The 23,660-nt window shown below is 48.1% G+C and carries 17 protein-coding genes; 12 read left to right on the top strand and 5 right to left on the bottom strand.

Annotation, left to right across the window (positions count from 1 at the left end):
• The first annotated feature begins 3 nt into the window (after positions 1-3).
• From C9J03_RS05920 to C9J03_RS05900, 5 genes are read left to right on the top strand one after another with little or no spacing between them, the layout of a single operon-like run.
• Entirely contained in the window at positions 4-675 is a 672-nt protein-coding gene (locus C9J03_RS05920) for a potassium channel family protein (RefSeq protein ID WP_044623499.1), read from the top strand.
• On the top strand, positions 668-1,789 hold the full coding sequence (locus tag C9J03_RS05915; protein WP_044623498.1) for an AI-2E family transporter: 1,122 nt from the start codon (positions 668-670) through the stop codon (positions 1,787-1,789). Before C9J03_RS05920 ends, C9J03_RS05915 begins: the two co-directional genes overlap by 8 nt.
• A gap of 23 nt (positions 1,790-1,812) precedes the next feature.
• Positions 1,813-2,607, top strand: coding sequence for a hypothetical protein (locus C9J03_RS05910; RefSeq protein ID WP_044623497.1), 795 nt, complete (start codon positions 1,813-1,815; stop codon positions 2,605-2,607).
• 59 nt (positions 2,608-2,666) lie between these two features.
• Positions 2,667-3,845, top strand: a complete 1,179-nt coding sequence (locus C9J03_RS05905) for a YcjF family protein (RefSeq protein WP_044623496.1) — start codon at positions 2,667-2,669, stop codon at positions 3,843-3,845.
• A complete protein-coding gene (locus C9J03_RS05900; protein WP_044623495.1) occupies positions 3,826-5,361 on the top strand; it encodes a GTPase family protein in 1,536 nt (511 codons plus the stop codon). The genes C9J03_RS05905 and C9J03_RS05900 overlap by 20 nt, the downstream gene beginning before the upstream one ends.
• A gap of 64 nt (positions 5,362-5,425) precedes the next feature.
• Here the strand turns inward: C9J03_RS05900 and cra are convergent, their stop codons facing one another.
• On the bottom strand, positions 5,426-6,424 hold the full coding sequence (gene cra / locus C9J03_RS05895) for a catabolite repressor/activator (protein ID WP_044623494.1): 999 nt from the start codon (positions 6,422-6,424) through the stop codon (positions 5,426-5,428).
• A gap of 376 nt (positions 6,425-6,800) precedes the next feature.
• On the opposite strand from cra, the gene fruB reads away from it, so the two are divergent.
• The 3 genes from fruB to fruA are packed head-to-tail and all read left to right on the top strand — an operon-like array spanning position 6,801 to position 10,651.
• Positions 6,801-7,919 (top strand): fused PTS fructose transporter subunit IIA/HPr protein, encoded by a 1,119-nt coding sequence (gene fruB / locus C9J03_RS05890; protein ID WP_044623493.1) that lies wholly within the window; start codon positions 6,801-6,803, stop codon positions 7,917-7,919.
• Positions 7,920-7,921: 2 nt separating this feature from the next.
• Positions 7,922-8,887 (top strand): 1-phosphofructokinase, encoded by a 966-nt coding sequence (gene pfkB, locus C9J03_RS05885; protein WP_044623492.1) that lies wholly within the window; start codon positions 7,922-7,924, stop codon positions 8,885-8,887.
• A gap of 21 nt (positions 8,888-8,908) precedes the next feature.
• The gene (fruA, locus tag C9J03_RS05880) at positions 8,909-10,651 is read left to right on the top strand and encodes a PTS fructose transporter subunit IIBC (protein ID WP_044623491.1); all 1,743 of its coding nucleotides are present in this window, start codon (positions 8,909-8,911) and stop codon (positions 10,649-10,651) included.
• Positions 10,652-10,906: 255 nt separating this feature from the next.
• On the opposite strand, the gene C9J03_RS05875 is transcribed toward fruA, so the two are convergent.
• Both C9J03_RS05875 and ppsR read right to left on the bottom strand, forming a co-directional pair.
• Complete coding sequence (locus C9J03_RS05875) at positions 10,907-11,590, bottom strand: hypothetical protein (protein WP_146149066.1); 684 nt, start codon at positions 11,588-11,590, stop codon at positions 10,907-10,909.
• A gap of 241 nt (positions 11,591-11,831) precedes the next feature.
• Positions 11,832-12,665 carry a posphoenolpyruvate synthetase regulatory kinase/phosphorylase PpsR gene (ppsR, locus tag C9J03_RS05870; protein ID WP_044623489.1) on the bottom strand — a complete coding sequence of 278 codons (834 nt, stop codon included), beginning with the start codon at positions 12,663-12,665 and terminating at the stop codon, positions 11,832-11,834.
• Positions 12,666-13,421: 756 nt separating this feature from the next.
• Between ppsR and ppsA the strand changes: the two genes are divergently transcribed.
• Both ppsA and C9J03_RS05860 read left to right on the top strand, forming a co-directional pair.
• Positions 13,422-15,788, top strand: coding sequence for a phosphoenolpyruvate synthase (gene ppsA / locus C9J03_RS05865; protein ID WP_044624521.1), 2,367 nt, complete (start codon positions 13,422-13,424; stop codon positions 15,786-15,788).
• Between the two features lie 394 nt (positions 15,789-16,182).
• Positions 16,183-16,794: a CIA30 family protein gene (locus C9J03_RS05860; protein WP_044623488.1), complete on the top strand. Its 612-nt coding sequence runs from the start codon at positions 16,183-16,185 to the stop codon at positions 16,792-16,794.
• A gap of 233 nt (positions 16,795-17,027) precedes the next feature.
• On the opposite strand, the gene C9J03_RS05855 is transcribed toward C9J03_RS05860, so the two are convergent.
• Entirely contained in the window at positions 17,028-18,467 is a 1,440-nt protein-coding gene (locus C9J03_RS05855; protein WP_044623487.1) for a glyceraldehyde-3-phosphate dehydrogenase, read from the bottom strand.
• Between the two features lie 394 nt (positions 18,468-18,861).
• Here C9J03_RS05855 and C9J03_RS05850 point away from each other — a divergent pair, with 394 nt between their 5' ends.
• Positions 18,862-19,713 (top strand): sulfurtransferase, encoded by an 852-nt coding sequence (locus C9J03_RS05850; RefSeq protein ID WP_044623486.1) that lies wholly within the window; start codon positions 18,862-18,864, stop codon positions 19,711-19,713.
• A 1-nt stretch (position 19,714) separates the two neighbouring features.
• The gene (locus C9J03_RS05845; protein WP_044623485.1) at positions 19,715-21,622 is read left to right on the top strand and encodes an ATP-binding protein; all 1,908 of its coding nucleotides are present in this window, start codon (positions 19,715-19,717) and stop codon (positions 21,620-21,622) included.
• A 48-nt stretch (positions 21,623-21,670) separates the two neighbouring features.
• Here C9J03_RS05845 and malZ read toward each other — a convergent pair whose 3' ends face one another.
• Positions 21,671-23,524: a maltodextrin glucosidase gene (malZ, locus tag C9J03_RS05840; protein ID WP_044624520.1), complete on the bottom strand. Its 1,854-nt coding sequence runs from the start codon at positions 23,522-23,524 to the stop codon at positions 21,671-21,673.
• Positions 23,525-23,660 lie beyond the last annotated feature (136 nt).

The raw sequence follows: 23,660 nt of genomic DNA, 5'->3' as shown, positions 1-23,660 counted from the left end.
AAAATGGGTAAGAAGATCACCGAAAAGAATAATTTTTATTACCTCACGATCGCGTTGATTATTCTGTTGGTCAGTTCGTCGCTTGATCAAGTACTGCAAATCACTTGGTTAGATAAGATCCTGCAAGCTATCACCTTGTTGACTTTTGTGGTCTGTTTGATGAGCTTGCGATTTGACTCGGGCTGGTTCCGTTTTTTGATGAGCTTGCTGATCGCCTGGGTAGTGCTGGTGGTTATCAAAGAGCTGTTCGGTTTCAGGCAGATCGATATTGCCATGTTGGTCCTGATGCTGTGCTTTTTTTTCGGCACGTTTAAGTCGATTATGCGCCAGATATTGTTTACTGGCACGATCGACAACAATAAGGTCGTCGGTTCCCTGGCTCTGTTTCTACTCCTCGGCTTGATGTGGGCTATTGCCTACCTGTTGATCTTGGAATTTTCTCCGGGCTCCTTCACCGGGCTCGAAGCCAAAGATTGGGGCGATAACTTGTCCAATGCGGCCTACTTTAGTTTTGTCACCCTTACCACTTTGGGCTACGGCGATATCAGCCCCGTTACCCCCGTTGCTCAGGTTATTGTGTATCTAGAAGCGATTGCTGGTGTGTTCTATATGGCAATTGTTGTAGCCAGCCTGGTCGGTGCCAGCCAAAACAATCAGGAAAACAACGATGGATAAACAATTAGAAAAGTACAAAAGCAAAATATTTATCAATAACATGCTGGAGTCTGCTATTCGGATTGGGCTGTTAATTATCCTGATCGGGTGGACTTTAGGGATTATCAAGCCCTTCATTATCCCAGTTCTCTGGGGGGCGATTATTGCCGTGGCCTTGATGCCGCTGACGCTTAAACTTGAAGGGGTGATGAAAGGTCGGCGCGGTTTGTCGGCAACTGTATTAGCACTTATCGGTATTGCCATTTTGGTAGTGCCATTGGTGATTGTGATGGGATCAATTTTTGATGGCATTGTCAGTTTAACCGAGTTTCTACAGAACGAATCGGTCAAGCTGCCGGGTCCATCTGCAAGAGTCGCTGAAATTCCATTGATCGGTGGCAAGCTCCACAGTACCTGGTCATTGTTTGCCACCAATATGGAGCAGGCATTGGTGCGCTACGGCGAGGAAATTAAAGCGGGGGTCAGCGCGTTCGCGGGAGCGCTGGGTAGTGGCTTAGCCACCGTGGTGATGTTTATTATCTCCTTGCTTATTGCGGCTGGTTTTATGGCCCATTCCGAAGCAATGGCGAAAGCGGTGAAGCAGGTTTCGGTACGGGTTGTCGGTAAGCATGGTGAAGAGTGGGCCGGTTTGATTGCCGCGACTATACGTAGTGTGTTGCTCGGGGTGGTGGGGGTTGCCTTCATTCAGTCGATCCTGATTGGCGCGGCGATGTTCGTGTTCCAGATCCCCGCGGCAGGGCTGATCACCTTTGCTGTGTTCATTTTGGCCATTGCTCAACTGCCGGCCTTGTTGATAGTACTGCCGGTTATTGTCTATGTATTCTCATATATGGACACGACACCTGCTACAATTTTCACTGTTTGGGTATTATTGGCCGGGTTGTCCGATAACCTCCTCAAACCTATGTTGATGGGGCGGGGAGTGGAGATCCCAATGCCCGTCATCCTGATTGGTGCGATTGGCGGGATGATCTCAGCGGGTATTATCGGGTTGTTCATCGGGGCCGTGATTTTGGCAATTTGGTATGAGCTATTTATGACCTGGATGAAAATGCCTCAACAAAGCGATGAGCCGTCTTCAGACCCATCGCAAGAGAAGTCTTTGAAGGACTAATGGATTAAAGCAAGGATGCTGAAATGACACAAGTCAAACCGCTGAGTACGCTGACATTAACCCAAAGCCATAACTGGCTGTCTGAAGAGCAAGAGGCTCAGCTGTTGGGCCTGATTGCCCATTGCTTCAAAGGGGTTGAACCCAATGCTTATTTCAACAAGTATTTCTTGGGAACCGACGCCTATGAGCGAAAACTCAAGCTGTTCTACCAGCCATTTCCGGATATAGCCCGCCACAAAAGCAACGGGGTCATTGGCAATGAAGACGATAATGGCAAAGTGAGGTTGGTGGGATATTGTTTGCTGACCTTCCAAAAAACTGATGTCGAAGGCAAGGAAACGATCATCATAGGGGCATCCGCTGGCTTTCTTCCCGATCAGCGTCATGGCAACCAAACCGTGACATTTTCTCTGCTTGAGGCGGCGAAGTGTTATATGCGTCATCCACTGACCCCGGTATATTATGCCGATACCATGATTAGTCCTGCTATGTACCGCGTGATGGCCAAGTTCCTGCCCGAACTGTATCCCAAGGCGAATACACAATTGACCGAGCCAGCTTCTCGGATCCTCGATTACTTACAACAAACTGTGATGATCAGAGAGCCGGACTGGCACCCCCACCTCTGTTATGTCCAACGTTCGGTCGACTATGGCGAGCAGGAGATTGCCTCGTTTCAGCGCAGCACCAAAAGGGATATTCAATATTACTTGTCTATAAATCCGAACTTTTCAGAAGGATATGGTATTGTCACCATTATACCGGTGAATATTAAAAACATTCTCGGTTCCGGCATGAAATTTTTGACAGGGCGATAGGCATGCCACTGCTTGCCATTGGCCTGATTGAGCGACAATGAATAGGCTATGGCTGAGGCATGCAGCAGTTTTTTAAGAATATCTACCAGTACATTAATCCAGACAAGGATCCCGGCCTGCAAGCCGCAAACCAGCTCTGGGAATCCTCCCTGCCAACGCTGTGGTTGCTGGGTAAGACCGGAGCGGGCAAGTCGACTTTGGTCGCGACAGTAACAGGCAATGAACTGGTCGAGGTTGGCAATGGTTTTCAGCCTTGCACTCAAACCGCCGTGGAATATTCGTTCCCAGCCGATAACCCTGTTTTGCGCTTTCTCGATACCCGCGGGCTATCGGAAGCTGATTATGATCCTGCCGAGGATATCTCTGCCTGTCAGGCCCAGAGCCATGCTCTTCTGGTGGTCATGAAGGCCGAAGAGCCCGAACAGAGCGATGTGCTGTCGGCGTTGAAGAAAATCCGAAAAGATGGCCGGATTGATAGTGTCCTGGTCGTTCATACCGCTTGCTTGTCGATTGTCGACCCGGAGCAGCGTCTGCAGGCGATTCGCTATAACCAGGATCAGGTAGAGAAAGTGTGGGGAACCACCCTGATGTCGGTCAATGTCGATTTCCAGGCTTATGCGGCAGGAATGGTTGCGGCGCACGGTCGCGAGCCGTTTGGGTTATCGGCCCTGAATCAGCAACTTGCCGATATGTTGCCGATAATCCACCTAATGCAGCAGGCGCAGCGGCACCTTGATGCTGAGCACAGTAACTTTCTCAAGCTGCAGCAAGAAGTCATGTGGTATGCCGGCAGTGCCGCGGCAACGGATGCACTGCCCGGTGTCGGCATGGTATCTGTTCCGGCCCTTCAGGGAAAAATGCTGCACAGTTTGGCACGGCAGTACGGTGTTGAGTGGAACCGAAAACACTTTAGCGAGTTTGCCGGCCTGCTTGGCAGCAGTTTTGCCCTGAAATATGCCACCAAGCTGGGGCTTAGGCAGTTGGCAAAGTTTATACCGGTTTATGGACAGACAGTCGGCAGTGCGGTCGCGGTTGCCATCAGCTTCGCCCTGACATACGCCATTGGCCGTGCTGGCTGCAAGTATTTATATCATATCAGCCGAGGAGAAACGGTTGATGAGACAGATATTCGCCAGGTGTTTGAACAGGCATTAAAACAGGCAAAGTCCAGCCAAGCGGGCAGGGCGACGGCAGACAACATGGATAACCGCCAAGATCATGAAAAAAACAATCAATAGTGTCAGCCTGCTTAATCGCTTTTCGGTGGGGGTGGCCCCTTTAGCTTTCGCCGCGATGATCATTCCGGTGCTTGTGTTAGCCGGGTGGGGGCTGTTTAAGATCATCCAGGATGACCAATGGTTGTTTTTATCTATTTTGATTGCTTCCTCGTCAGGCTTCGTTATTGCCGGCGCTGTTTGGTTGCGCCGGCTTCGGCGTAATGGCTCTGAAGAGGCCATACAGCTGGAGAGTGATTATGACGTTGCCCCGTCGGGAGAGTGGGGGGAGTTTGACCGCGAGGTTTGGAACGCACTCAGCCCGGCTATCGGCCAATATCTCGAACAGGATGATAGCTGGCCTGCGTTAAGGGGGTATGCCCTCGCGTTGTCGCAGGCCGTTGCCAGCCAGTATTACCCTGAACGCGATATCAAGGCATTGTCATTTACCGCGCCAGAGTTCCTCTTGATGCTGGAAAAGGTGAGCCACCGTTATCGCCACTTTTTGCTCAACCACGTGCCCTTTGCCGAGACGCTAAAACTGTCTTATTTCCAGCAAGGCTACCACCACAAAGACAAACTGGGGGCAGCGAAAAAGGTTTATGATGTTTATCGGGTATTCAGGGCCATGACCCCGGCAGGACTGATTGCTGAGGCCAGAGGGCAACTGCTGGGACGCCTATTCGATGAAGTTAGCGCAGAGGTCCAGTTCACCCTGAAAAAAGTACTGCTACAGGAAGTCTTGTCGGTGGCAATAGACTTGTACAGCGGCCGGTACAAGGTGGCAGACGGTGAGCTCAAGGGCCATGAACCTGATGATGCGCATTTTGCCGAGGAGCTCGAGCCGCTTCGGGTCGCAGTCGTCGGCCAGGTAAGCGCAGGGAAATCTTCACTGATCAATACATTTGTCGGCAGCATGGTGGCTGAGGTAAGCGCGATTCCGTCAACGGACAGTATGGTCATCCACCGGTGCTATGTTGATGGAATTGACATCATTCACCTTGTTGATTTACCGGGTATTGATGGCCATGAGGCCACCAACAGGCAATTGCTCAATCAGATGGTGCAAAGTGACATTGTACTGTGGGTACTTAAAGCCAACCAGCCCGCGAGAAAGAGCGATGTGATATTGCGTAAGCAATTTGATGAATATTATCAGCAGGCTGATAATCGCAGCCGTAAAAAGCCCAAAATAATCATGGTGCTCAATCAGGTTGATCGCCTGCAACCAGTGCAGGAGTGGCAGCCGCCCTACGATTTATCAACCCCTGTGTCACCGAAGGCGACGACCATTAAGGCAGCGCTTGAATTTAACAATATGCAATTGGCACCGGATGATGCAGTTGTGGTTGCGATGCCGCCCAACGAGCAACCCTATAACATGGACAGTTTGGCTGAAGCCTTGTTGAGTACCTTCGAAGAAGGAGTAAATACCCAGCTCAATCGGCGCAGGATGGAGCATCGGCGTGATGCGTTCAACAAGCAGGCAAAGCGTTTGTATCGTCTCGGTAAGGTGGCGGTGAAACGCTATATGGCGTAGCGCCTGCGATGGGAAAGTTGCCCAACCCCGTTGGGTTGGGCTGACGAGATCAACGGGCCGCTGACTAGCGGCGCTTGATTTTTCGTGGGATCACTTCCACTCCGGTTCTGTACCGGCCTGCGATAGCATTCAGGGCCAGTTCAAGAGCATTATCAGCGATAAGTTCAAACTGCTGCGGCAGCGACTGAATTTTGATGGGCAAGAAATCGAGCAGGCGATTATCACCAAAAGTAGCGAGATGGGTCTTTTGCATCAACTCCGGGTTGGCGAGCAGGCAATCGAGCACCCCCTCAAACAGGGTATAGGAGGTCGCAAGGATGGCGTCCGGCATGCAGTCATTATCGATCCAATTCTGTACCTGCTGCTGACCTTGCTGCTGGCTAAAATGATCACCGTTGGCAATTAACGTTTTGGCTTCCGGCTTTTGCGTTTGACTGCTGTAGGAGCGAATTGCGGACAAAAAACCTTGTTCACGCTCTTTGGAGACGCCGAGTTCAGGCACCGCACCCACCAGGCCGATACTGCTTACTCCTTTATCCAAAAGGCTAAGGGTAAGATCAAATGCTCCTTCGAGATCTTCGCTGATTACACTGGCAAACATTTCATCGTTCATGGCTCGGTCTATGGCGATCACCGGTACTCCACCTTTTTGAATCCGTTGGTAGAAGTCATTATCGGTGGGCAGGGTACTGGCCACTATCAAGGCATCGATACGGCGGCTCAGCAGCGTTTCGGCCACTTTCATTTCCGTCTCTGCGTCATCATCCGAGCAGGAGATGATCAGCTGGTAACCCGCTTTACGCACATTGCTTTCAAGAAGCTTGGCTAGCTTGGCATAGCTGCTGTTTTCGAGATCAGGAATGATCAAGCCAAAGGAGCGGCTGCTTCCTGCCCGAAGAGAGGTGGCTGCATGATCGGGGCGGAAGTTGTGCTCATTGACAACAGCCATGACTTTTTGCTGGGTTTTCTCGCTGATCCGGTATTTTTGAGCTTTACCGTTTATCACGTAACTGGCTGTGGTGCGGGATACACCGGCAAGTTTTGCTATTTCATCTAGCTTCATTCTGCTTCTTGTATTTTCTGTTGGCAGGCACCTTCCATTCTACTGCTTCGCATTCGGAACAGAAAGAGGCTGATACGCTGAATACTAAGTCGGTATACCCAAATAGCTTGGGTACACCAGTGGTGTTTTGTGCGGCGGATCAAAAATTCAAGCATGATCTCCCCGGCATGTTTGCAATATTAGCTGAAACCATTCAGCATGTCAGCTGAATGGTTTCAGCAGCGATATAATTTTGAACTAGATTGTGCTGAAATTTAATTTTTGATCAAATGCTGAATCGATTCAGTCAGCTCTTGGTCATTCAGGTTTATATTTGTGTAGACGGGGAGAGAAGGTCAACGGCCTTCACCAGGTTTAACGAAACTGGAGTAAACACATGCTGTCACTCTCAACAAAAGATATTCAGCTCAAACAATCAGCAACGGATAAGCAAGAAGCAATCAAGGCAATTGCGGCTGGTCTGGAACAACAAGGTCTGGTTGAAACCGGCTATGTTAACGGCATGCTGGACCGAGAGGCTCAAAACTCAACATTCCTCGGTAATGGTATAGCCATCCCACACGGTACCACGGACACCCGGGACTTGGTGAAAGAGACTGGTGTGCGGGTTCATCACTTCCCACAGGGGGTTAACTGGGGCGATGGCAAAACAGTTTACCTTGCGATTGGTATTGCTGCGAAGTCAGATGAGCACCTGGGTATCCTTAAGCAACTGACAAAAGTGCTGTCTGCCGATGGCGTCGAGGAGAAGCTTAAGACGAGTGACAGTGCAGAGGGGCTGATCGCTATTTTAAACGGAGAAGCGCAGTTAGAAGCCGACTTTGATGAAAGTTATGTACAGCTTGCTTTTCCTGCCACAGACCTTGTCCAATTGACTGCGGTAACTGCTGGCTTGGTGAAAAATCACCAATCAGCAAGCAACGACATGGTGGCTGATGCGATTGCCTCCGGCGCGACCCATCTTGGGCAAGGGCTATGGTTGGCAAAAAGTAATAAAGGCGTGAGCCGTACGGCTTTGTCATTTGTTACACCAGCGGAATCTTTTGAAGAAGCAGGCACTTCAGTAAAAGGTCTTTTGTTTGTCGCCGCGTGTAATGGTGCCCATGTCAATAACATGAACTACTTGGCACAGCTACTTTTCAAGAACCAAGTAGGCAAGCTGTTCAACGCAGCGGCTGATCAGGTAGTGACTCTGCTAACAGAGGAAGCGCTGGAAGGTAACACCGAAGTCTTCAAAATTCGCAACCCGCATGGTTTGCATGCCCGTCCGGGTGCCATGCTGGTTAGTGTTGCCAAGAAATTCAGTAGCAACATTCTGGTGGCCAACCTGAACGGAGAAGGCAAAGCCGTGAATGCCAAGAGCCTGATGAAAGTGATTGCCTTGGGTGTGAAGCAAGGCCATGAGCTGCAGTTTACTGCCCAGGGCGACGACGCGGATGCGGCACTGGTTGCCATCGGACAAGCTATTGCCGATGGCCTGGGCGAGGGTAAATAGTCATGACGCAATCTCAAGCGATTAGCCGCGCACTGAAAGTTGTCACGGTAACGTTGAATCCGGCGCTGGATCTGACCGGTAGCCTCGATGCCCTGAGTCCTGGCTCGGTGAACCTTGTCAATGCCGGGTCATTACACCCAGCCGGTAAAGGGGTGAATGTGGCCAAGGTACTGGCCGAGCTCGGGGCTGATGTTACCGTCACCGGCCTGCTTGGTGCCGATAACCAAGAACCGTTTTGCCAGCTGTTTGACGAGTTGGGAGCCAAAGATGCCTTTGTACGGGTAAAAGGTGCCAGCCGTATCAACGTTAAGCTGGTCGAGCAAAATGGCCGAGTCAGTGACTTCAACTTCCCTGGTGTAGAGGTTGGTGAAGAGGACCTCAAGGCCTTCGACACAACATTGAAAAACTTGGCTGAAAGCCATGACGTGTTTGTCATCGCGGGAAGCCTGCCGCGCGGTATTGCACCAGAGCAATGCGCGGCTTGGATCCAGTGGCTGCACGATAACGGCAAGCAGGTGTTCTTTGACAGCAGCAAAGCTGCATTATCGGCTGGCCTGGAGGCATCGCCATGGCTGGTTAAACCCAACGATGAAGAGCTTGCCGATTGGGCGGGCCGTGAACTTGGTTCAGAGCAGGCTATGTTGGAAACGGCCGAGCAGCTTTCAGCCAAGGGGATCGCCAATGTGGTGGTGTCGCTGGGAGCCGAAGGCGTAATGTGGCTCAACAGCGAAGGTTGGCTGCGTTCCCAGCCGCCTAAGATGAATGTGGTAAGCACCGTAGGTGCAGGGGATACATTGGTTGCTGGTTTGTGCTGGGGACAGCTAAACCAGTGGGATAAAGAAGAGACATTGGGCTTTGCCACAGCATTGTCTGCATTGGCAGTCAGCCAGGTAGGCGTAGGCGTTGAAGATATCAACCAGGTGCTAAAAGTAAAAGAAAATGTCCAAGTAAATAACGTGAAAAGCTGATTCGGATCAGAGGGTGTTGAAATGAAAATTGCAGTTATAACAGCATGCCCGAGTGGTATTGCAAATAGCATTATTGCCGCTGGCTTGATTGAAAAGGCAGCAGCAGAGCTCAAATGGACGGCGGCCGTTGAGTGTCAGTCATCAGTAGTACCGGTGAAAGCGTTAAGCCAGAGTGTCATTGATGAGGCTGACTGTATCGTTGTTGCAGCGAACACCGCAGTAGATACGACACGCTTCAAGGGTAAGAAGCTATGCCAAATCGCTATTGAAGATGTACTGGCTGATCCGAAAGCCGCTCTTTCTCAAGCAATTAGCCAAGCGACGGTACTTACAGACGTTACGGCTGTTGTTGCAGATACGGCAGGCGATTCAGCCAGCAAGAAAATTGTTGCGATTACGGCATGTCCAACCGGTGTTGCACACACCTTCATGGCGGCCGAGGCCTTGGAGGAAGAAGGTAAGCGCCAGGGCCATCAGATCAAAGTTGAGACCAGAGGCTCAGTTGGAGCGAAGAACCAGCTAACGGAGGAAGAAATTGCTGCCGCTGACTTGGTTATCATTGCTGCGGATATCGAAGTGGATCTTTCTCGCTTTGCTGGCAAGAAACTGTACAAAACCAGCACGGGAGCAGCACTGAAGAAGACAACGCAAGAGTTTGAGAAAGCGTTTGCCACGGCAACCCCTTATCAGCACCAGGCGGGCTCTGCAGCTGTAGGTGAAGCTAAGCAAGAAAAAACAGGGGCTTATAAGCACTTGATGACAGGTGTATCCCACATGTTGCCACTGGTTGTTGCGGGTGGTCTTTCGATTGCGTTGTCATTTGTATTCGGTATTACGGCCTTTGAACAAGAAGGGACGTTGGCCGCGGCGCTGATGACTATCGGTGGTGGTTCAGCGTTTGCTTTGATGGTTCCTGTGCTGGCTGGCTTCATTGCTTTCTCAATTGCTGACCGTCCGGGCCTGGCTCCGGGTTTGATTGGCGGTATGCTGGCAAGTTCGACTGGCGCTGGTTTCCTTGGTGGTATCGTTGCAGGTTTCCTGGCTGGTTACAGTGCCAAACTTGTGGCAGACCACGTTAAATTGCCGCAATCAATGGAAGCGCTGAAACCAATCTTGATTATTCCTTTGCTATCAAGCTTGGTTACTGGCCTTATCATGATTTATGTGGTGGGCGGCCCGGTATCCGCGGCAATGACCAGCCTTACCGACTTCCTGAACAATATGGGATCTGCAAATGCGGTCTTACTGGGTATTATCCTCGGCTGTATGATGTGTTTCGATTTGGGTGGCCCGGTTAACAAAGCGGCATATACCTTTGGCGTTGGCTTGCTGGCCTCCCAGACTTATGCACCAATGGCTGCAGTGATGGCTGCGGGTATGGTTCCTGCGCTAGGTATGGGCTTGGCCACATTCTTGGCGAAACGTAAGTTCAATGCCAGTGAGGCAGAGGCGGGTAAAGCTTCCTTTGTACTGGGTCTGTGCTTCATTTCTGAGGGGGCGATTCCGTTTGCAGCCCGCGATCCAATGCGTGTAATTCCAAGCTGTATGGCCGGCGGTGCCCTAACCGGCGCACTATCAATGCTGTTTGGTGCCAAATTGATGGCTCCTCACGGTGGTCTGTTCGTACTGTTCATCCCGAATGCGATTACCCCAGTATTGATGTACCTTGTGGCGATTGCGGCCGGTACGGTTGTGACTGGTGTGACCTATGCATTCTTGAAGAAATCTGACGAAGAGCAAATGGCGGTTGCGGAAGCAAAATAAACGTCTAGACGGGACTCATTAAATAAAGAAAGCCCCGGCAATTATGCCGGGGCTTATGCCACCGCTGCCTACGGTATTTTTTTGTTTGCCCTAAAACCTCACAAAGGTCAACAGAGTTATCTTTCCATGAAAGAATGTTATTATATTATCTCTGTTTCGACAGACGAATATATTATGTAGACATTCCTTGCGAATAAATAAAAGCGCAATTTTATTTTAATATTAACCCAAAGTTATAGTTATAATTTATAGTTTTTATTTTTCTTCTGCTGCTAACAGCACATCTTCCCCATTAACAATTAATAAATAAGATTTACCGACTTCTAAATCACATACATCTTTTTGATTTGCCCCAAGAATGAGTTCTTTATTACAGTTATCAAGTAATATTTGGTTTGAAAAATTACCTTTTGATAGATTAGTAACTGAAAACGCAGTTGAATTTACAGTTATTGTTACATCTTCTACAGCAAATATTCTCAACCGGTATTTGTCCTCTACTGGGGATGGGTTTTGAATATTGGTCGATAGTGTCAGCGAGCCTTCATCATTCCACGCTATTGCCCATAATTTTTCTTTATTATTCATGAGAATATCTTCTTGAAGGGCATGAGTGGTTTGGCTGTTGGTATCTTGCGTGCCGATATCAACCTCCAGTGGTGTCGCTGATGTCCAGCTAATAGAATGATAATACGAACTGAAATTGGTCACTGAAAATACTTTGTTATCTTCATCGAATAACGAGCTAGCACCACTCGACTCTTTTACAAAGAAATCAGCCGACGCGCCTGATATATTAACAAGATCTATTCCCAGAGTTCTGACACTGATCTCATCCATAGTAACACCGGACGGCTCGGATGAATCACTCGATGAACCACCACCGCAAGCAAATAAAATAAATGTTGATAATGCTGTAAGCGCAACCCTAATCATCATGGAACCTCGTTATTATTTTTTGAAGCTCAGAATAAGCATATTTCAATAATTGATAATTTTTTGATGAATAACAGGGAGAAAAATAAGAAATTAATAAGTGATTGAATATATAGTGATTTCTAGCTCTCAATATTGAGATTTTGCGGTGAGATAGTGATAATCCTCCTTAAGAACGAAGGCGAGTAGTAAAAAACAGAATACTCGCCGATAAAAAGACTGTGAGACAATGGAGTGCTTTGGCTCAGCACATCCGACGTTTCAAGCCGCTAATATCCAGCAGGCGAGTGGCTATTTCTTCCACTGATAGGCGACTGGTATTGAGATAAGGAATGGCTTCGCGACGGAACATGGCTTCAACTTTTCCTAGTTCTGCCTCACATTGTTCGACACTGGCATAATGGCTGTTGGCATAGCGCTCATGGCGAATTTCAACCAACCGCTCAGTATCGATTGTCAGGCCATAGGTTTTGTAACGGTAGGGCTCTATTGCTTTAGGCAGGCGCAACTTACTCATGTCCTCGGCAATGAAAGGGTAGTTGACGGCCCGAATGCCAAATTGCATTGCGAGATAGAGGCAGGTTGGCGTTTTGCCACAGCGAGAGACACCAAGCAAAATAATATCAGCTTGGTCAAGGTTGTTGAGAGAGACGCCGTCGTCGTGGGCAAGAGTATATTCGATAGCCGCGATACGATCTTGGTAGCTAGCAGCATCCTTGGCAATGCTGTGGGAGCGTTGTAACTGCGGTTGCGGTGCCATTTGAAGATCTTCACTCAATGGTGCCACTAGGGCATTGAGCACATCGTAAAAATGGGCATGGCTTTGCTCGATCACTGCCTTTACTTCCGGCAGTACGATGGAGTAGAACACCAGCGGCACTGTCCCTGTTTTCTCGTAAGCTTGATTGATCTGTAGCTTCACACTATTGGCACGTTCGATGCTTTCAACAAAGGGAAGCGTTGTTTGACGTGTTGTGATGTCAAATTGGCCGAGTACGGCGTGACCTAGGGTTTCAGAAGTAATGGCCGTACCGTCAGAAACGAAGAACACATCACGAAAATTGGATTTGGATTGCATAAAAAGTTTAATCCTTGAAAATATTTTTAGCCAACATCGTGGCTGCACTCAATATAATCACCTGAAAGGCAAGTTTCCAGATGCCGTATCACACTTTGGTGCGATCCTGGCTTTGTTTTTTTTACATCCACTCACAGGGGGGTTACAACTGTGGGCGATAATGTTCGGTTTGGTGATGTTGCTTAATATTTGATATATCCGCTATGAGATACGATGCCGTCATATTAATTGTTCTTTTTGATATGAAACTATATTTAAAGTGCTGATAATTAAAGATAAATGTGGATTTAATGAGGGGGGCTGGTGTCGGCATACCAAAGTTGAGCTAGATCAAAAACCTGATGCGCTTCAAATTTTTTTGATAACTTGCTAGATAATTTTTATAAGAGATGAAAAACTGACTACAGACAGTTCGGTGCTACTAAGGCATAGCAAAGCTACCGGGATGCACAGGGGTGTATATGAAAATGTCTATGTATATGTGCATATCATTTAATATCGCATATAGATATACGTTTTCAAGTGATTGAAAATGGAAAAGATTTGACAGAATTTTAGCAATTATATTTATAACAATACCTTACAGGTAACTGTACTTTAGCGATAAGAATTTTCGTCTTGAAGTGCGCATAAGGAGAGATGGTTGACTTTTTGCTCTGGAAATTGACATTTTTTGCTTTTTTTTTGCAGCGAAAGGCAATCGTTTACTTATGGGTTACCTGCTTTAAACTGTTGAATCCAATAAGGAGAATTGCCGTGCAACAGAATGTTGTCTGGTACGATGCTTTGTCAATGAACGATGTTGACAAGGTCGGTGGTAAGAATGCATCTCTTGGCGAGATGGTGGCGAATTTGGCGAATGCGGGAGTGAAAGTTCCCAATGGCTATGCCACCACCTCTCATGCCTTTAATCAGTTCCTGGAAGCCAATTCGCTCAATGAGCGGATCTATCAGCTGCTTGACGAGCTGGATGTTGAAGATGTAAATGCCTTGCAGCAAGCTGGCGAGACTATCCGTAATTGGGTTCTAGAGGCACCGCTTCCGCTGGATCTCGAGCAGGATATTCGCGAGAGCTACCATGAGCTTGCCCAAGGTGACGAGATGCTTTCTGTGGCTGTCCGCTCATCGGCAACAGCAGAAGACCTACCTGATGCCTCCTTTGCAGGCCAACAAGAAACCTTCCTCAATGTCCGTGGGATCGATGCGGTAATCGAAGCGGTCAAACACGTTTTTGCATCGCTGTTCAATGACCGTGCAATCTCATACCGTGTCCACCAAGGGTTTGACCACAAAGGTGTTGCGCTATCTGCGGGTATCCAGCGCATGGTGCGCTCAGACAAAGCCTCTTCAGGTGTCATGTTTACTTTGGATACCGAGTCAGGTTTTGACCAAGTGGTATTCATCACTTCATCCTGGGGCCTTGGAGAGATGGTCGTACAGGGGGCCGTCAACCCTGATGAATTCTACGTTCATAAACCAACCCTGCAGGCGGGTAACCCTGCCGTTGTTCGTCGTACTATCGGCTCTAAACTGCTAAAGATGGTTTATACCGAGGATACTTCACTGGGTAAGCAGGTTGAGATCCTCGATACCACCCAACAAGAGCAAAACCAGTTCTCCTTAACTGACCAAGAAATTGAATCATTGGCCAAGCAAGCGCTGATCATCGAACAGCACTATGGGCGACCAATGGATATCGAGTGGGCCAAAGACGGGATCACAGGGGAACTACTGATTGTCCAGGCCCGTCCCGAAACCGTGCGCTCGCGCGATGATGCCAATGTGATGGAGCGCTTCCACCTCAATGGGACAGGCCATGCCCTGACTGAAGGGCGAGCGATTGGCCAACGTATTGGTAGCGGCGAGGTGCGTGTCGTCTCCGATTTGTCTCAGATGGATCAGGTCCAAGCCGGTGATGTGCTGGTGGCTGACATGACCGACCCAGACTGGGAGCCGGTCATGAAAAAAGCGGCGGCGATCGTGACAAACCGTGGCGGCCGTACTTGCCACGCAGCCATTATTGCCCGCGAGCTAGGCATACCGGCGGTCGTCGGCTGTGGCAATGCGACTGAGTTATTGCGAACCGGTCAGCGAGTCACCGTATCCTGTGCTCAAGGGGAGACGGGCTACATCTACGAAGGAGAGCTGGACTTTGAAGTACGCCGCTCTGCTGTCGATGATCTTCCTGATTTGCCGCTTAAAGTGATGATGAACGTCGGTAACCCTGATAGGGCGTTCGACTTTGCCTGTATTCCGAACGAAGGTGTAGGCTTGGCAAGACTGGAGTTTATCATTAACAAGATGATCGGTATTCACCCGAAAGCTTTGCTCAATTACGAGCAGCAGTCTGAGGAGCTGAAAGCCGAGATTGATCAGCGCATCATCGGTTACCCTGATCCGGTCGAGTTCTACATTCAGAAACTGACTGAAGGGATTTCAACACTTGCTGCGGCTTTCTGGCCAAAACGCGTCATCGTGCGCATGTCGGATTTCAAGTCGAACGAATACCGTAATTTAGTTGGCGGTGTGAATTTCGAGCCGACGGAAGAAAACCCGATGATCGGTTTCCGCGGAGCCTCACGTTATGTTTCCGAGCAGTTCCAAGATTGTTTTGCTCTTGAATGTGAGGCAATCAAGCGCGTTCGTGAAACCATGGGGCTGAAGAATGTCGAAATTATGATCCCGTTCGTCCGGACAGTTAGCGAAGCGGCTTCGGTGATTGACTTGCTGGCGAAGTTTGATCTTCGTCGCGGTGAGAATGGCCTGAAAGTGATCATGATGTGCGAGTTGCCCTCCAATGCAATTCTGGCTGATGATTTCCTCAAATACTTTGATGGGTTCTCTATCGGGTCCAACGATATGACTCAGCTGACGCTGGGGTTAGACAGGGATTCTGGTGAAATTGCCCACATGTTCGACGAGCGCAATGATGCGGTCAAGGTTATGTTGGCGATGGCGATAAAAGCCGCAAATAATGCCGGAAAATACGTAGGGATCTGTGGCCAGGGGCCATCGGATCATGACGACTTAGCCCAATGGCTCATGGAGCAGGGGATCGACTCGGTGTCTCTGAATCCGGATACCGTGGTCGAGACCTGGTTGCATCTGGGTAAGCAATCATAAGGTATTGCTTCATTGGTAAAAAAGCTCGCTGATAAGGCGAGCTTTTTTCTATCTCTAGAATGACAGATTTAGCTGATATTGCGACTTTATCGATAATCACCAATCGTGATATCGTTATTTCAAATGACGCCCACCGTCAAATTGTAAGCTTCATCATCTTCGGGGTTAAACTAGAGCAGGGTTGGTGAGATGTAGGTTCTCAGCCTGAGATTAATAATCTTAATGACCGCGTTCTGATTCATGGTCGACTCTCACAAACAAAGGTCTCCCTAAAACGCAAGTAAGTTCGAAAACGATCATTAATTTATTCACAGCAAGCTTAGTATTTGCCCTCGGCGAAATAATTACCTAGTCTGAATGCGATAGTCAATGCGTAGAGTGATAGGGTACCAGCATGATTTGTTTGTTCATTCACTTTAATCCCACTTTTAAATGGACAACCTCACTCTGGTTTATTCTGTTTGCTGCCATCACACTCTCAAATTCAGTCTTTGCATCAGGGACTATTATGATCGATCTAACACGACCCAGCGAACATCAGCAGTGGCAAGTAACCAACGACAACGTGATGGGAGGCATTTCTCAAGGTCAGCTTACTTTTGATGGACAGTCGAGTCGGTTTTGGGGGGAGTTGTCACTGGCCAACAATGGCGGCTTTAGTTCGATCAGCCGACCTCTAGAATCACTGTCTGCCGATGTGGATCAAGTCGAACTGGTGTTTATTGGTGATGGACGCCTTTACCAATTGAGGCTTGCGACATGGAAAAATGGCAATCGAATAACCTATAAGCACGATTTTTCGTCCATAGAAGGGCAACGCCAAAAGCACGTGTTTGAGCTGAGTGATTTTCAAGCAGTGTTTAGAGGACGGCTAATCGATGGGGCTCCTGTACTGGCTGCTCGGGATGTAAAACAAGTCGGGGTGTTGATTGCCGATAAGCAGCCTGGCCCCTTTGCGTTAAATCTAATACAGCTTAAATTTAAAACCTCGCAGGAAACCGAATGAGCAAACGAATTATTAATGTTTGCTTCACAGTAAATATAATCCACTTATAGACAACAGTTACCTTGTGCAGTGAATACTGATGTTGCGGTGATGAATCTGCTTAGTAAAAAAGAATGCCGCCATGAAACATGGCGGCAAAAGTGCTAGAGATATTATTGTTGTTGTGGTGGAAGGGAAATAAACCCCAACTATTGCTTACCTAGCATCAATAGCTGGGGGGGATTTGGCTAAATCTATTTCACTTCAGGGTAAGTCTTGTAGCGTACGCCCATCATTTGTTCCATACAGTGGACAACCTGGCAGCTGTAGCCGAACTCGTTGTCGTACCAGATATAAAGCACGCATCGTTTGTCTTGGGCGATAGTGGCTGCACCATCGACAACACCGGCATGGCGGGAGCCCACAATATCGCTGGAGACGATTTCGGTTGATTCGGTGTAGTCAATTTGGCCTGAAAGCGGCGAGTTCAATGCCATATCACGTAGGTAGGCATTCAGTTCGTCTTTGGCTGCAACGCTGTTTAGGTTCAGGTTGGCAACGGCCATTGAGACGTTAGGGGTAGGGACACGTATCGCATTGCCGGTTAGCTTGCCTGAAAGCTCAGGTAGCGCCTTGGCAACAGCTTTGGCCGCACCGGTAGAGGTCAGTACCATGTTCAGCGAGGCAGAACGGCCACGGCGCTCTCCGTTGTGGAAGTTATCAATCAGGTTCTGATCATTGGTAAATGAGTGGACCGTTTCGATATGACCTGAATCAATGCCGTATTTGTCGTTGATTGCTTTGAGAATAGGGGTAATGGCGTTGGTGGTGCAGCTTGCTGCGGAGATGATGGTATCATCTTCTTGAATTGCCGACTCATTGACCCCGAATACCACATTCTTTAAGTCACCTTTGCCCGGTGCGGTAAGCAAGACCTTTTCGGACCCGTTGCAGTTCAAGTGTTTGCTCAGCCCTTTACGATCGCGCCACATCCCCGTGTTATCAACAACTAGTGCGTTATGAATACCATAGGCAGTGTAATCGACGTCGGCTGGGCTATTGGCATAAATCACTTGGATGTAGTTACCGTTGACGATGATCGCTTTGCGGTTTTCGTCGACGGTAATGCTGCCGTTGAACGGGCCGTGTACCGAGTCACGGCGAAGCAGGCTAGCTCGTTTTTCCAAGTCGCCATCTTTGCCGCCACGAACCACAATGGCTTTGAGACGTAGCGGGTAACCTTGACCACTTTTTTCTACGAGCAGTCGGGCTAGCAGACGACCGATACGACCAAAGCCGTACAGCACAACATCACGTGTTTCTACAGACTGGGTGCTGTTAAGTGATTCTTGCAGTGCGGTCTGCAGGAAATCGCTGATATTGCCTTCATCTTCATTGTTAGACCAGTAGCTGTGTGCCAGTTGGCCAATATCGACTCGGCAAGGCGAGAGATTGAGCGTTGCCAATGTTTGGATTAGTGGCAATGTCTGGGATGGTGACAATTCAGAGCCGGTGTAGCGGCGGGAAAGACGGTGGGATTTAACGATATCGATAACTGATGTATTTACGATTTGCTTGCCGAACATCAGGACTTCGACGCCTTTTTGTCGGTACAGCTGACCCAGCAGCGGGGAAATAGATTCAGCATTGGTTTGGCTTGTTTGCCAGTCTAGAAGGTATTTTTCTGGACTCATCGTTAGTTAGGACCTTTCACGTTAGGGAAGAGACCGCAGAGCGGTTTGTAATGTTTTGTTATGGATTTTATGGCGGAGAGTTTAACGTTTGTGTGGTTTTTGTCCTAGTAAAATTAACGAGTTGTAAATGTGATCTGAAGCATGCTGAAACAGTGATGTAACGCAAGTTTTTTGCTGCCACGGTTTTGTAGCCCATAAAAAATGCCGTTACTTATTTTTGAACGTTAACAAATGCTATTAGCAATTTGACTCTCAAAATGGATAGTTTCGCTCTGTTGCTAGCGGTGAGATAAATACGGTCTATAAAACAATAAGTTATAAGGCTGGTGACTTGGTGCTTTTTTTGCTTGTAAAGCAATTGATAGAGTGTTTGCCAGATAAACTTGGAGTAATCATGAAAATGCCTTTCCTCTCGTTGATAGTCACATTACTCATATTGCCTTTAACCGTCTCTGCGATGACGGTTGAGCAACTCGCCAGTCAGTTAGGCCGTAATGACCTGATCATTTACGACAGCCGCAGTAAGGCCGACTATGACGCCGGTCATATACCCGGTGCCATCAGTTTTCCATTCGAACAAGCTTACTACAACAAAGGCAAAGCGCTGTATATCAAAGGGCGGACGCAAATTACGTCCCTGTTAAGAGAGAAAGGCCTCGAGAGAGAAAAGCGCGTTATTTTATACGATGATGGCGACCTCATAAGTGCGGCTCGCCTGTATTGGATTCTAACCCTGTATGGGCATGATGACGTGACTGTTTTTGAGTCCGGCTATAACTCATGGATTAAGGCCCAGCCAAGTGAACGTCAGGAATCTAAGGTCGCGTCCAGCCACTTTGCACCTAATTTTGATGCATCGGTTTATGCCAGTACCACCTTGGTCAAATTGGCGACTTACTCAAAAAACTACACGATCTTGGATGCTAGGTCATTGGATGAATATCGGGGTAATAAATCGATGAGTAGCACTTATGGCAGAATACCATCCTCTTTGCATTTTCCGGTATCTGCGTTGATCAGTGAAAAGTCGGGACAGCCAGTATTAAAAAGTAATAGGGAGCTTACACCTGTCATCAGTCAGTTAGAGCGAAATAAAAAATATATTACCTATTGCAACTTAGGAAAAAACTCAACATTGAGCTTTTATGTACTGAAAAGAGCAGGTTTCGATGTTGCTTTATATGACGGCTCCTGGATCGACTGGTCGATGAAAAAATTGCCGGTAGAGCAGGAAAAGGGCCAATAGGATGTTAGGCGAGCGAATGACATCACAGGTGGCAATGTTCACGAAAGGTGTATTGGCCCGGCGACTTTTTACGGTGATCGGCTTGATAATGCTGGCTTCTATCTTTTTTTCGCTGCTGTTTACCTATAAACAGAATGTCAACCGTGTGACAAAAGATGTGGAAATGCTCATGAATATCTCTTCGCCTTTGGTAATTGATGTTTTTTTGAGTACGGATTTAGAAGGCTCAGTAGAATTGAACCGATTCTTTGCAAATTATGAAGAAATCTCTGCCGTCAATATCTTTGATCTGGAGGGAAAATTGCTCCATGCCTATCAGAGCCGGGCAAAAAATAGTTTCTCGTATATTGGCTTCAAGCCTGTGGGTAACCTCAGTTCAGGCTTTCACTTTAACATCGTCAATGAGATTCTATTTGATGGCAAAGTAATTGCGCAATATGAGGTTTACTATAGAAGCGAATATACCGTAAAAGATTTGTTGTTTGCCCTAATACAACTTGCGCTGCCATTTATTTTGATGTTGTGCTTCATGTTGTATTACGTCTATACCCGAGTAACAAAACCTATTTATGCCATTACTGAACAGCTTTCGTTGGTGGGCAAAGGCCAGGTCAGCTTGGATGAATTTATGGAGTCAGATACCGAAGTTGGGTGCTTGGCGCGAAAAATTCAAGCTTCAGATGCCAAGTTGTTTTTTAGAAACAAGAAACTCATAGAGCTTAACCAAACGTTGAAAACAAAAACCGAGCAACTAGATCGGGCTGTGAAAGTGAAGACAGAATTTATGGCCAATATGAGCCATGAAATCAGAACGCCAATGAACGGCATCATAGGTTTCATACAGTGTCTGCAGCAAAAGAACCTAGATCATGAATCGACCCAGCAGGTTGAATACATCAAAGAATCCGCTTTGTCTTTGTTGGTTCTTATCAATGAGATTTTGAACTACTCAAAACTTGAAAGCGGAAAAGTGAAAGTCACAGAAAATGATTTCAATATGTGGCGACTAATTAATTCATGCGTGAAAACGGTTCACTCAGAAGCGAGGGCTAAAAATCTTGAGGTGAATATTAGCCTGCCACCTGAAAAGCGTTGCTATTTCCATGGTGATGAGCAGCATCTGCGCCAGGTTCTGACTAATTTATTGGGGAATGCGGTTAAATTCACGGCCAAAGGCTTTGTTAATGTATCGGTAGACCTATTGCAGGAAAAAGAGCTCGAAGCTGAGTTATGCATTCGGGTTTCCGATAGTGGTATCGGTATATCGGCAGATAAAATTGACAGTATATTTGAATCCTATACGCAAGCCGATGGTTCGATTTCAAGGCGCTACGGGGGGACAGGCCTTGGGCTGACGATTTCAAAACAGTTATGTGAATTGATGGGGACCCAGTTGGGGGTGATCAGCCAAGAAGGCAAAGGGACTGAGTTTTCGTTTCGTCTGACGGTGAAAAAAGCGCAGGCAGTTCCAGAAAATAATACGTTACAGCTTAACGAGTGCTTGAATTGCGACTTATCCCAATTTGCCAATACCCGTATTCTAATCGCTGAAGATAGCCATATTAACCAGCAATTGGTAATTGCCTTTTTAAAGTCGATGGGATTAACCAACATCGATATTGTCGATAATGGTCTTCAAGCTGTTGATTATATGAAAAGCACTCAACCAGATGTTGTATTGATGGATTGCCAAATGCCAGAGATGGGAGGGTTGGAAGCGACGCAGAAGATTCGGCGCCTGCCCAATGGTAGCCAGATCCCAATTATCGCCCTGACAGCGAATGTTATGGAAAGTGAAAAACAGCAGTGTTTCGATGTGGGTATGGATGCGTATTTAGCCAAACCCATAATTAAAATTAACCTCTTCAGTACTCTGTTAACCATACTCAATACCAATTCAGTCAGCTAGGCGATAAGCCTCCAATCGAGGCTTATCGCAGGGACGGAAGCTGGATTGCTATAGGGTCAATAGCAGCCCCTCTTTTCCGGCCAGTGTAATGCTAAGAATGCCGTCCTTGCACTCCCACTCATCCCCAGTCAGCAATTCTTTCAATACGGCATTAGGAGTTGCGCCTAATTGCCAAATCGGCAAGGTCAGTGCCTTGGAAGAGTGGCTGTTGTTGATCAATGTGATCACGGTTTCACCTTCGAGAGTGCGCGCGTAGGCCAACTGCTGCTGCTCAGCATGGAGCCAATGCAGGCTGCCTTCCTGAAGGGCAAGGTAGTGTTTACGTACGTCGATCAGCTTGCTGACGAAATCATAGGTTGGGTTAGGGTGTTCAGTGCGCTCCCACGGAAAACAGCGGCGGTTATCTGGATCATGGCCTCCTTCTAACGCTACTTCAGTACCGTAATAAATACATGGGGTACCGACATAGGTGAACAGCATCAGCAGGGCCAACTTCATGGTTTCTTGATCACCATCCAAAGTTGTCAGGAAACGCATGGTATCGTGGCTGTCAAGTTGGTTCAGCTGGGCCAGTTGGTTATGCCATGGTACTTTACCGCGCACCTCTTCCAGCCAAGCGGCAAACTCGGCCGCATCTATCTGACAGTTATGGTAGGCAATATCTTTATTGGCAAAGAAGGCGCGCACTGGGTGGGCAAAGCCGTAATAGTTCATGGCCCCGTCTTCCTGATCGCCTTCTAGCCAGCTGGTGGCCTCGAAGAAGTGCTCACCCAAGACATAGCAGTCAGGGTTGACCGACTTGGCGGCCTGACGGAATGCTTTCACATAATGGGCGTTGTTGGTGGCACCGACGCCTTCACCTAGCATATGGATAACATCAAACCGCCAGCCGTCGATTTTGTATGGTGGGCGAAGCCACTGTTTGATAACGGCATCTTCTCCAGCATAGATATAGTTCTGGACCTCTGGGTTAGAGAAGTTGAGCTTTGGCAGGGTCTCAATCCCTTTCCAGCCAACGTAGCTGCTGCTATCACCGTCGAATTGATAATAATCGCGGTAAGGTGAGTCAGGGTTGCCGAATGCGCCTGCGGTTTCCTGCGGCTTTTGGTAACGGTTAAACCATGGGTGGTTGACCGAGGTGTGGTTATACACGGCATCCAGCACAATCTTCATGTCGCGACCATGAAGATTATTGACCATATGGCCAAACTGCTCATTGGTCCCGAGGTGGGGGTCGATACGGGTATAGTCAGTCGTATCGTACTTGTGGTTACTTGGCGCCTCGAAGATAGGGTTGAGATACAGTGCGGTGATCCCCAGCGCCTGCAGGTAGTCGAGCTTATCTTCGATGCCCTTTAGATCGCCGCCGAAAAATTCATTCGGCCCATTGCTGTCGTGTGAGTCTGAGACCGGCTCGCCCCACTTTTTGGCAATTGTTGGCCGTTCATCGCCCTTGAGGCAGTATTCATTATCGACCACGCTGATGGATGGGTCACCATTGTTAAATCGGTCAGGGAAAATTTGGTAGAACACCTGGCTCTTGATCCACTGTGGTGGCTGGTGCTGGGCGTTGTATTTGAAATGTGACTCCCTGCCAGGCATCCGAGGGCCTATCCCTTTACTGTCCAGCCACCACTGGCGGCTGTTCTGCATCACTTTGAAGCAGTAATGAGTTAACGGCTTGTCTTGATTTAACGGAATTTGGCCGTGCCAGTACTGGAGTCTGCCGTCAGTTTTCCCCTTTTCCATATCAATGAGCATTTCTTCATTGTCAGGCTCGCAGCGAATGAAGATAGTGGAAATGAGTGTGTCTGCTTCACTAACAAGCGTCAGGTCCAAGGAATGGTCCGAAACCGATACCCACTGTTTGTCCTGTCCGTGGTAAAAAAAAGGCTTAGTCATCATTGTTATCCCGCCCTCAGAAGTCGATGTTCCCCCTACCATAATGGTTTTGGAACAAAAATGAATCCTCCTGATTCAAAAAAATCGGGCGTAGGCGGGGGCGTAGAGAGAACTGGAGCGGCCAGCGGCCGCGGAG

The sequence above is a fragment of the Photobacterium gaetbulicola genome (assembly GCF_003025515.1).
GTDB lineage: Bacteria > Pseudomonadota > Gammaproteobacteria > Enterobacterales > Vibrionaceae > Photobacterium > Photobacterium gaetbulicola.
Note: the sequence above shows the minus strand (reverse complement) of the source record. Positions and strands in the feature narration are given on the sequence as shown.

Coding starts and splice junctions, on each gene's coding strand:
- C9J03_RS05905 (WP_044623496.1), top strand. CDS start 2,667: ATGCAGCAGTTTTTTAAGAATATCTACCAGTACATTAATCCAGACAAG.
- pfkB (WP_044623492.1), top strand. CDS start 7,922: ATGACGCAATCTCAAGCGATTAGCCGCGCACTGAAAGTTGTCACGGTA.
- malZ (WP_044624520.1), bottom strand. CDS start 23,524: ATGACTAAGCCTTTTTTTTACCACGGACAGGACAAACAGTGGGTATCG.
- C9J03_RS05915 (WP_044623498.1), top strand. CDS start 668: ATGGATAAACAATTAGAAAAGTACAAAAGCAAAATATTTATCAATAAC.
- C9J03_RS05900 (WP_044623495.1), top strand. CDS start 3,826: ATGAAAAAAACAATCAATAGTGTCAGCCTGCTTAATCGCTTTTCGGTG.
- C9J03_RS05920 (WP_044623499.1), top strand. CDS start 4: ATGGGTAAGAAGATCACCGAAAAGAATAATTTTTATTACCTCACGATC.
- C9J03_RS05910 (WP_044623497.1), top strand. CDS start 1,813: ATGACACAAGTCAAACCGCTGAGTACGCTGACATTAACCCAAAGCCAT.
- C9J03_RS05850 (WP_044623486.1), top strand. CDS start 18,862: ATGAAAATGCCTTTCCTCTCGTTGATAGTCACATTACTCATATTGCCT.
- C9J03_RS05875 (WP_146149066.1), bottom strand. CDS start 11,590: ATGATGATTAGGGTTGCGCTTACAGCATTATCAACATTTATTTTATTT.
- C9J03_RS05855 (WP_044623487.1), bottom strand. CDS start 18,467: ATGAGTCCAGAAAAATACCTTCTAGACTGGCAAACAAGCCAAACCAAT.
- C9J03_RS05860 (WP_044623488.1), top strand. CDS start 16,183: ATGATTTGTTTGTTCATTCACTTTAATCCCACTTTTAAATGGACAACC.
- C9J03_RS05845 (WP_044623485.1), top strand. CDS start 19,715: ATGTTAGGCGAGCGAATGACATCACAGGTGGCAATGTTCACGAAAGGT.
- fruB (WP_044623493.1), top strand. CDS start 6,801: ATGCTGTCACTCTCAACAAAAGATATTCAGCTCAAACAATCAGCAACG.
- fruA (WP_044623491.1), top strand. CDS start 8,909: ATGAAAATTGCAGTTATAACAGCATGCCCGAGTGGTATTGCAAATAGC.
- cra (WP_044623494.1), bottom strand. CDS start 6,424: ATGAAGCTAGATGAAATAGCAAAACTTGCCGGTGTATCCCGCACCACA.
- ppsR (WP_044623489.1), bottom strand. CDS start 12,665: ATGCAATCCAAATCCAATTTTCGTGATGTGTTCTTCGTTTCTGACGGT.